The sequence below is a fragment of the Gemmatimonadales bacterium genome, assembly GCA_036265815.1.
Classification (GTDB): Bacteria; Gemmatimonadota; Gemmatimonadetes; order Gemmatimonadales; family GWC2-71-9; genus CAVVWJ01.
Genome location: DATAOI010000118.1, coordinates 1 through 1,938 on the forward strand (window position 1 = coordinate 1; position 1,938 = coordinate 1,938).

The window sequence follows — 1,938 nt, forward strand, 5'->3', positions numbered from 1 at the left end:
GGAACGACGCTCAACGAGGCCCGCTCCGCCACTTTGCAAGCAAGACCCGGGTGACGACCATGGCTGGGGGGTCAGGCTACGTCGAATCAGAGATCAGAACTCACGTTTCCTTTTGTCAGCAGGACCTTGGCCGTGCGACGGGTCGATGTCATCACGAGGGTCACCGACGATCTCCGAGAGGTCGGTGGCGACGTCGAGGAGCCAGGTCCGGGTGTCGAGGACGCGCAGCGTGTCCGACGTAGGTTCGGCGCCTTTGACGATGGCGATCAACCACCCGTGTATTTCGTCGGTTCGTGTCGGTACGGCTAGAAGCTGCCCGGTGCCTGCCCGCTGGACTTCCTCGGAGACGGCCTCGGCGGCCTGCGCGGTAGCGCCACCGAGATTGTGAAGGATCGCCGTCATGTCTTGCCAGGGGAGCGGTCTTGGATCACGGTAGTTGCGATATAGGACGTAACTACCATGCAGGATGCGCTGCCCCGCCCGCACGAACGCCTCCCAGCGCTCCCCGTTTCGCTCGCCACCCGCCTCGGTCATGCTCTGTGTCAGAGATTCGCCGGCCAGTTGGAACTCCTGCAAAGTTCGGCGAAACGTCGATTCCAGCTGCGACCTCTCAGATCCGGTGAGAAATCGTGTGGTCGTCAGGATGTGCTCGCTGGCAGAGTGCAGCGTATTAGCGACGGCCCTGGTGATTTCGCCCGACCCACCGCGCGGCCATACGAGCAGGCCGACCAGCGACCCGACGACTCCCCCCAACACGACGTCGATCAGGCGTGCCTCCGCAAGCTGCCAGGTTGCCGGTGCAACTTGAACGAACAGCGCAGCGACCGCCAACGTCATGAAGAATTGACCAGCCGCGGGGCCGACGAACGGACCGGCAAGGGGCCCGAGGCTGAAGCTGGCGAAGAATGCGATCGGCATCAGCACCGTGAAAACGTCAGGCTCTTGCCCGAAGACAAGCAGAAGCCCGCCGGTGAGCAGCGCTCCGGCGAGCGTTCCGAGGAACGCCGGCCACATCGCCGACCGGGTGGCGCTGGCGGTTGTCCGCATCAAAGTCAGCGTGGCTAGCAGCACCCAGGACCCGTGCGAGAGGTCGATGCTACCGGCGAGGTAACGCGCTACAGCAAGGCCCAGTGCCAGCCGCACAGCGTTCTGGAACACGACCGAACGCGGCGTGAAATGCCCCCGTGCGCGCTGCAGCGACAGCGCAAGCGTCGATTCGCCGACGAACCAGAGCGGCGAGGAGAGAGACCCCAGCTCGCCAGCCGGCTCCGGAGACGGAGTAGGGGCATCACGCACCGCGCGTACGGATTGGACGACAAGGTCGGCCGATTCGCCGAGCTCGGAGAGGTCGCTCCCGAGGCGGAGTCGCGCATCAATGAGCGCCTCCGCCTGGACTACATCGTGCAGCCGAGACAATCGCTGGTCGGCATGCTGGCGGTTCGCCGCCCGGAGGGGTTCGACATCCGGAGGCGGTTGGGCTCCCGAGAGGGCGACTCCGCACGCCACAACAGCCTCGTGAACGGCGTCAAGTACGTACGCACCCCGACGCGGACCGGTCGGCGCGTCCGGGCTGCGAAGCGCGCCCTCCACCGCCCGGGTGCGACGGACCAGCATCCGCAGCAGGCCCGCACAGGCGAGCAACGCACGGTCGTGGCGGAAGGGGCTGCTCGGCCGCTGTTCGGGTGGCAGTGCCCACGGCGCCCAAGCGAGCGCAGTGCGAAGGACATCTTCGCGAGCCTCGGTAAGAGAGCTCTCAGCGACGCTCGACCCATCCATCAGAGGCCGGATCCGGCTCAGATACCTCTCCAGCGAGTCCGCAGTCAGGGCGAGCCGGCGCTCATACGGCTCCGGATCGAGCGACGGCCATAGCCACCGGTCAGCAGCAGCCATCAGGGCGGTACCGAGAGCAACTGCAATCAGCCGGCTATCCAGGGCTTC

Annotated in this window: 1 protein-coding gene; it reads right to left on the reverse strand. The window is 66.0% G+C overall.

From position 1 onward, the window contains the following. Positions 1 to 93: 93 nt before the first annotated feature. Positions 94 to 1,938, reverse strand: a 1,845-nt coding sequence (locus VHR41_21210; GenBank protein ID HEX3236726.1) for an FUSC family protein, incomplete at its 5' end; no start/stop codon positions are given.